7 protein-coding genes are annotated in these 7012 nt (G+C 73.3%); 5 read left to right on the top strand and 2 right to left on the bottom strand.

The genetic code is table 11. From position 1 onward, the window contains the following. Positions 1–205 precede the first annotated feature (205 nt). Positions 206–1399 (top strand): acyl-CoA dehydrogenase family protein, encoded by a 1194-nt coding sequence (locus tag ACFV0Q_RS05510; RefSeq protein WP_385000796.1) that lies wholly within the window; start codon positions 206–208, stop codon positions 1397–1399. 63 nt (positions 1400–1462) lie between these two features. On the opposite strand, the gene ACFV0Q_RS05505 is transcribed toward ACFV0Q_RS05510, so the two are convergent. Continuing rightward, entirely contained in the window at positions 1463–1921 is a 459-nt protein-coding gene (locus tag ACFV0Q_RS05505; protein ID WP_385000793.1) for a cell division protein SepF, read from the bottom strand. 286 nt (positions 1922–2207) lie between these two features. On the opposite strand from ACFV0Q_RS05505, the gene ACFV0Q_RS05500 reads away from it, so the two are divergent. From ACFV0Q_RS05500 to ACFV0Q_RS05485, 4 genes are all read left to right on the top strand, one after another. Next, positions 2208–3509, top strand: coding sequence for a DUF5685 family protein (locus ACFV0Q_RS05500; RefSeq protein ID WP_385000790.1), 1302 nt, complete (start codon positions 2208–2210; stop codon positions 3507–3509). A gap of 77 nt (positions 3510–3586) precedes the next feature. Further along, positions 3587–4399 (top strand): DUF1684 domain-containing protein, encoded by an 813-nt coding sequence (locus tag ACFV0Q_RS05495; RefSeq protein WP_385000787.1) that lies wholly within the window; start codon positions 3587–3589, stop codon positions 4397–4399. Between the two features lie 161 nt (positions 4400–4560). After that, positions 4561–5445 (top strand): S1 family peptidase, encoded by an 885-nt coding sequence (locus ACFV0Q_RS05490; RefSeq protein WP_385000784.1) that lies wholly within the window; start codon positions 4561–4563, stop codon positions 5443–5445. 141 nt (positions 5446–5586) lie between these two features. Next, complete coding sequence (locus ACFV0Q_RS05485; RefSeq protein WP_385000781.1) at positions 5587–6066, top strand: hypothetical protein; 480 nt, start codon at positions 5587–5589, stop codon at positions 6064–6066. 33 nt (positions 6067–6099) lie between these two features. On the opposite strand, the gene ACFV0Q_RS05480 is transcribed toward ACFV0Q_RS05485, so the two are convergent. Beyond that, positions 6100–6996, bottom strand: a complete 897-nt coding sequence (locus ACFV0Q_RS05480) for a DUF4231 domain-containing protein (RefSeq protein ID WP_385000778.1) — start codon at positions 6994–6996, stop codon at positions 6100–6102. Positions 6997–7012: the final 16 nt, after the last annotated feature.

Raw genomic sequence — 7012 nt, 5'->3', positions numbered from 1 at the left:
GGCGAGCCGGCCGCCGGCGCGCGGATCCCCGCGCCGGGTGCTCCGGAGTGCGACCAGGCCGTCGGCGGGCGGCCCGGCCGCACGGCCTGACGGGTCACCGCCCCCGGCGGAGCCCCGTAGGGAGACCCGGGGTGGACCCCGGGCGGGCGCGGGGACAAACTTGCACCGCTAGGTTTCGTCCCACGTGCCTGCCGGGAGGCCCCTCTTGTCCGCGTCGAAGACGTCGAAGACCCCCTTCGTGCCCACCGATCCGCTCGGGCTCGACGAGCTGCTGAGCCCCGAGGACCTCGCCGTCCGCGACACCGTCCGCTCCTGGGCCGCCGACCGGGTCCTGCCGCACATCGCGCAGTGGTACGAGGACGGCGAACTCCCCGGCATCCGCGACCTGGCCCGCGAACTCGGCTCCATCGGCGCGCTCGGCATGTCCCTGACCGGCTACGGCTGCGCGGGCGCGAGCGCCGTCCAGTACGGCCTGGCCTGCCTGGAGCTGGAGGCCGCCGACTCCGGGATCCGCTCGCTGGTCTCCGTACAGGGCTCGCTGGCCATGTACGCGATCTGGAAGTACGGCTCCGAGGAGCAGAAGGAGCGCTGGCTGCCCGGCATGGCGGCCGGCGAGCTGATCGGCTGCTTCGGCCTGACCGAGCCCGACGTGGGCTCCGACCCGGCCGCGATGCGCACGTACGCGAAGCGCGACGGCACCGACTGGGTGCTGAACGGCCGCAAGATGTGGATCACCAACGGCTCGGTGGCCGCCGTCGCGGTCGTCTGGGCGCAGACGGACGAGGGGATCCGCGGCTTCGCCGTCCCCACCGACACGCCGGGCTTCTCGGCGCCGGAGATCAAGCACAAGTGGTCGCTGCGCGCCTCGGTGACGAGCGAGCTGCTCATGGACGACGTACGGCTGCCCGCGGACGCGGTGCTTCCGGAGGTCACCGGGCTCAAGGGGCCGCTGGGCTGCCTCAGCCACGCGCGGTACGGGATCATCTGGGGGTCCATGGGCGCGGCGCGCGCCAGCTTCGAGTCGGCGCTCGACTACGCGAAGACGCGGGAGCAGTTCGGCAAGCCGATCGGCGGTTTCCAGCTCACCCAGGCCAAGCTCGCCGACATGGCGCTGGAGCTGCACAAGGGCATCCTGCTCGCCCACCATCTGGGGCGGCGGATGGACGCGGGCACCCTGCGGCCGGAGCAGATCAGCTTCGGCAAGCTCAACAACGTCCGCGAGGCCATCGACATCTGCCGCACCGCGCGGACGGTACTCGGAGCCAACGGGATCTCCCTGGAGTACCCCGTCATGCGACACGCCACCAACCTCGAATCGGTCCTCACCTACGAGGGCACCGTCGAGATGCACCAGCTGGTGCTGGGCAAGGCGCTCACCGGGCTCGACGCCTTCCGGTGAGAGTCCCCCGGCCACCTCCCCCAGACTCCGTCCGGGAGGGACCCCCCAGAGGTGCCCCCGGGCTCAGCTCTGGTTGAAGAAGTCGCGGGAGCGGCCGCCCGCCTCACCGCTGACGATCTGGGTGTCGGCCGGGGTCAGGAGGAAGACCCTGGTCGCCACCCGCTCGATCGAACCGCGCAGGCCGAAGGTCAGGCCGGCCGCGAAGTCGACCACGCGCTTGGCGTCGCCCGGGTCCATCGAGGAGAGGTTCACGATGACCGGGACGCCCTCGCGGAACAGCTCGCCGATGCCGCGCGCGTCACGGAAGCCGTCGGGGGTCACGGTGGCGATCCGCCGGCCCTGCTCGACCGCGGACTCCGAGGCCACCTTCACGCGCGGGTCGGTGACCCACTGGTCGCCGGGACCCGAGACGGACCCCTGCTGGCGCTCCACCGCCTCCGCGTAGTCGTCGTCGTAGTACCGCTCGTCGTCGCTGTCCTCTACGAGACCCAACCAGGCACTCGCCTTGCGTACCGAACCCATGGACGCCTCCTTTCACCGTGGCCAGTCTGTCTTCTTCTCCGCTGCCCCTATGGTCGTCCATGATGCTGACAACGCGCCAAGTGGATAGCCGCCGCGCAGGGGTTTCGTGACGGGACTGGTGCAGAACATCCGTTGCACCGTCAAGCTTCCCGGCGGTTACCACTGCTGACTGAGTGAAAATACGACCACTGCCGCCGAGCGGGTGAGTCGCTGGGACGTACGGGTGAACGACCGGGCTCGGTACGATGCCCCCGAAACAGGCGTAGGACACACGGGGGAACCGAATTTGTTCGGCATTGTCAGACCTTGCACGCACCGGCTCGGCGAACGGTTCAAGACGGAGTGGATGGCTCATCTGTGCGGTCTGTGCCTGGCACTTCGCGGTGACCACGGCCAGTTCGCGAGGGTCGTCACCAACTACGACGGGCTCCTGGTCTCCGTTCTGACGGAGGCTCAGTCCGGTCCGCTGCCCGGCGCCCGGCGCACCGCCGGACCCTGCCCGCTGCGCGGCATGCGCACCGCCCCGGTGGCCAACGGCGAGGGCGCGCGGCTCGCCGCCGCCGTGTCGCTGGTGCTCGCCTCGGCGAAGGTACGGGACCACGTGGCCGACCGGGACGGGCTGTTGGCCCGCGCCCCGATCGCCGCCGCCGCGCGCACGGTGGCCCGCGGCTGGGACCGGGCCGGCGCCCGCACCGGCGCCTCGCTCGGCTTCGACACGGCCGTGCTCGTCGACGCCGTGGACCGGCAGGGCGGCATCGAGTCCCTGGCGGGCCCCGGCACGCCGGTGCTGGTGGTCACCGAGCCGACGGAGACGGCCACCGCGGCCGCCTTCGCCCATACCGCGGTCCTCGCGGGACGGCCAGGCAACGCCGCGCCCCTCGCCGAGGCGGGCCGCTACTTCGGGCGGCTCGCGCACCTGCTGGACGCCGTCGAGGACCAGGCCGCCGACGCCGCCTCGGGCGCCTGGAACCCGCTCACCGCCACCGGCACCTCCCTCACCGAGGCCCGCCGGCTGTGCGAGGACGCGCTGCAGGGGATACGGCTGGCGCTGCGCGAGGCGGAGTTCGCCGACGCCGGACTCGCCCACCGGCTGCTGGTGCACGAGCTGCGCACCTCGGTGGACCGCGCCTTCGGCACCTCCGCCTGCGGCCACACCGCCACGAACGCCGCCGGACAGGGCTACGGCGCGCCGCCCCAGGGCTACGGCGGCCCGGACGCGGGCCACGCGCACGGGGCCCCGTACGGCCACGCCGGCGCCGATCCGTACGCGAACGGGAACCCCTACGCCCCCCACGCCCCGAGCGGGCCGGGGATGCCGCCCCCGATGGGTCCGGGCGGCCCCGGCGGCGGTGGCGGTGGCGGCGGGTTCGGCGGGCTGCCCCCGCAGAAGCCGCGCCGCGGGCTGCTGGCGGGGTGCGCGGTGGCCCTCGGGCTGTTCTGCACCTGCCAGCTGTGCTGCTCCGACCACGAAGGTCCGTGGTCCCGCAAGAAGCGGGACGCCTGGTGCGACGACTGCGACTGCTGCGATTGCGGCGACTGCTGTGACGGATGCGATTGCTGCGACTGCGGATGCGACTGCGGCTGCTGAGTCGGCGTCAGATTCCACAGGTCCGGACGGGGTACCCCGCGGTTCCCGTCCGGTCCCGTGTGGAAGGGTTCAGCGGCATGAGTGACGAACGGGACCCCACCACCGCCTGGCGGGAGTGGCACGAGCATCGCGTGGCCACCGTCTCCGCCCCCTACGGACCTCTCGCGCTGACCGGTACCCACTGGCTCGCGGACTACCCGGAAGGTCGAATTCCGGCCGTTCCGGGGCAGTGGCGCGCCACGGCGTCCGGGGTCGCGCTGAGCGCCGCACCCGGCGACGGCCTCGAACTCGACGGCGGCCCCCTCGCCGGGGAAGCCGTCCTCGCCGCCGACGAGGGCCCGCCCGCGGCCTCCCGGACGGCCTCCGGGCGGCGGCGGTTCGTGGTCATCCGGCGCGAGGGCGAGTGGGCGGTCCGCGTCTTCGACCCCGACTCCCCGGCCCGCGCCGCGTTCCGGGGCGTCGAGGCCACCCCGTACGACCCGTCGTACGTACTGCCGGGCCGCTTCCGCCCGTACGGTGAACAGCGCACCGTCCAGGTGGAGAACGCCGACGGGCGGGCCCGCGGGCTCGGCCTCGGCGGCGAGCTGTCCTTCTCCCGGGCGGGGGAGGAGCACACCCTCCAGGTGGCCGTGGACGCGGACGACGGCAGCCTCTGGGCCGTCTTCGCCGATGCCACGGCGGGCCGTTCGAGCTACCGCTTCCGTTTCCTGCGGCCGGGGGCCCCGGCCCCGGACGGCGGCATCACGGTGGACCTCAACCGGGCGCTGCTGCCGCCCTGCGCGTTCGCCGACCACTTCGTGTGCCCCTTCCCGCCACCGGGGAACACGCTGCCCTTCGACGTCGCCGCGGGGGAGCGACGGCTGAAAGGCGCCCTTGCCGCCGGTGACTGACCGACAGGACACTCCCGTCAGCGTCATCCGGCGGACTTGTCAGGGGCACGGCGAAAACCTGCGGGGAGATCCTCCCCGCGTGCCCGCCCCCACCGCCGCTCACGGGCTCCGGCGCCCCCCACCTCTGCCGGGCCCCCGACCCCCTTACGGGAGGACGTGAAGTGAGGATCAAGAAGATGAGCCGTGTCCGGCTGCTCGCCGTGGCCGCCGGCCTGGCCGCCGTCGCCGGACTCGCCGCGCCCACCGCCGCCAGTGCGGACGCGGGCGACGAAGGCTTCAGCCCCGCCCGACTCGCCGCCGCCGGGGCCTCCGTCCTGCGCGCCGACGTCGCGGGCACGGCCTGGCACACCGACCCCGCCACCGGGACCCTCGTGGTCACCGCCGACTCCACGGTCACGGGCGCCGACCTGGCCCGGATCCGCCACGAGGCCGGAGCCGACGCCGGCGCCCTGCGCATCGAACGCACCCCGGGCAAACTCCGCAAGCTGCTCTCCGGCGGCGACGCCATCTACGCCAACAGCTGGCGCTGTTCGCTCGGCTTCAACGTGCGCAGCGGCAGCACCTACTACATCCTCACCGCCGGGCACTGCACCGACGGCGCGGGCACCTGGTGGACCAACTCCGCCCACACCAGCACCATCGGAACCACCGCCGGCTCCAGCTTCCCCACCAATGACTACGGCCTGATCAAGTACGCCAGCAGTTCGCCCGTCCCGCCCGGCACCGTCGGCAGCCAGGACATCACCAGCGCCGTCAACGCCACCAACGGCATGTCCGTCACCCGCCGCGGCTCCACCACCGGCATCCACGGCGGCTCCGTGACCGGCCTCAACGCCACCGTCAACTACGGCGGCGGCGACATCGTCTACGGCATGATCAAGACCAACGTCTGCGCCGAGCCCGGCGACAGCGGCGGCCCGCTCTACTCCGGCAGCCGCGCCGTCGGCCTCACCTCCGGCGGCAGCGGCAACTGCTCCTCGGGCGGCACCACCTACTTCCAGCCCGTCGTCGAAGCGCTGAACGCCTACGGCGTCAGCGTCTACTGACCCGCGCGGGTCCCCCGACCCCACGCGGTCCGGGCCGGTCCACGCGCCCCCGCCGGCCCCCTGGACGTCCTCCCGCCTTCTGGGAGGATGTCCAGGCAACCGTGTCCACGGGGGAGGCAGGTTCCGCATGCAGGTGTCCACATGAAGCGCATCGGCGTGACCGGGCACCGGTCGATCCCGGCCGGGGTGCTGGGCCACGTCAGGGACGGTCTGCGGGCCGTCCTGGGCGGCCACCAGGGCCCGTTGGAGGCCCTCTCCAGCCTCGCGGACGGAGCCGACCAGCTCTTCGCCGACATCGCCCTGGAATGCGGCGCCGACCTCACCGTCGTGATCCCCAGCGGGGACTACGAGGACACCTTCGAGGACCCGGACGCCCTCGCCGGCTTCCGGCGGCTGCGGCACCGCGCCACCCAGGAGGTCACGATGGCCTTCGCCCGCTCCACCGACGAGGCCTACTACGCGGCCGGCACCTACATCGCCGACTCCTGCGACCGGCTCGTCGCCGTCTGGGACGGCCTCCCCGCACGCGGGCACGGCGGCACCGCCGAGATCGTCGCCTACGCCCGGGCCCTCGGCAAACCCGTCACCGTCATCTGGCGCGCGGGCGTGACCCGGGACTGAGCCACGCCCGCCGCCCCAACTGCCGTGCCGGTCTCAACTGCTGTGCCGTGCCAGCCAGTCCGTGTGCTGCGGGGACACGTACCGTTCCGTCTCGTAGACCGCCGACGGCCACTGCGACTCGGTGATGGTCGTCTGCATCACGACCATCATCGCCGACAGGTCCTGCTCGATCAGCGTGTGCGCCTCGATCAGCGGATGGTGGCGCCGCACCTCGTTCCAGGCGATCGCCGCCGCCGCGGCCGCGCTCAGCAGCCCCGCCGGCACCGGCCCCGTACCCGAGCCGAACGCCCCGACCAGCGCGAACAGCAGGGCCAGACAGGTCAGCAGCACGATCGTCCACGCCCACAGCGCCGTCGCCCGCCGCGAGCCCTCCGTCTTGCGCTGGTACCAGTTGCGCTGCTCGATCAGCCGGTCCCGGACGTACGTCTCCCGCCGCACCTCGTACGGCATCCCGCGCAGCCGGTGCATCGCCCCGGTGATCTCCCCGCCCTCCGGCACCAGACCCTCCGTGCGCGGGTCCAGCCAGCCCATCTTGCGCAGCTCGTCCAGCCCCTTCTCCAGCCGCGCCCGGTACACCTCCCGCGCCCCGTCGACCTCACTGCCGAACGGCGCCCCGTGCACGGCGTACCGCCACGCCAGGGACTTGATGAACTCCGCCGCGCTGCGGTTGAGCTGCCACTGCGGCCGGGCCCGGCGCCGGGACGCCCGTACGCCGACGGCCAGCACCCCCGCGTACGCCAGCGCGCTGATCGCCCCGAACACGTGCAGCGAGCCCACGGCGGGCCCGGACGGCAGGGCGGCGGCCCCCGCGGCGGCGACCAGCAACAGCAGCTGGGCGCGCGTCGCCTGGGTGGACTCCCGCTGCCGGGAGATCGCCGCCTGGTCGGTGTGGTGGAAGAGGGCCGGCAGGTCCTCGTTGCGAAAGGTCATGCTGTCGCTCACAGCG

Source organism: Streptomyces sp. NPDC059564 (assembly GCF_042735575.1).
GTDB lineage: Bacteria > Actinomycetota > Actinomycetes > Streptomycetales > Streptomycetaceae > Streptomyces.
This window is presented reverse-complemented; position numbering and strand designations above follow the sequence as displayed.